We start from the raw sequence: 352 nt of genomic DNA on the forward strand, positions 1-352 counted from the left end.
TGGCTTGCCGCTTGCGTCCTGCGCCTGCACGGTCGCGCCCGGCTTACCGGTCACCACTACATTGCCGGTGGCTGGATCGACAGGACCCAATTGCGGTGCCAACAACGGCACTTCGACGTTGGTCGTGAGCGGCGGGTTGGTGCCGTCATTGAGCGCCACGCCGACTTGTTGGCCGCTGGTGTTGCCTGGCAGCGTTACGGTGCCCTGGCCTTTGTCGTCCAGAGTGACTGGGTTGCCAATTGGCTTGCCGCTTGCGTCCTGCGCCTGCACGGTTGCGCCCGGCTTGCCGGTGACTACTACGTTGCCGGTGGCTGGATCGATAGGACCCAATTGTGGTGCCAGCAGCGGTACG

1 protein-coding gene is annotated in these 352 nt (G+C 64.5%); it reads right to left on the reverse strand.

Features of this window, described 5'->3' with window-relative positions:
• The coding region (locus ODQ19_RS28060) for a hypothetical protein (protein ID WP_330211843.1) at positions 1 to 330 on the reverse strand (330 nt) is incomplete at its 3' end.
• Positions 331 to 352 lie beyond the last annotated feature (22 nt).

Origin of the sequence: Pseudomonas sp. AM4(2022) (assembly GCF_036346515.1) — a bacterium.
GTDB lineage: Bacteria > Pseudomonadota > Gammaproteobacteria > Pseudomonadales > Pseudomonadaceae > Aquipseudomonas > Aquipseudomonas paracarnis.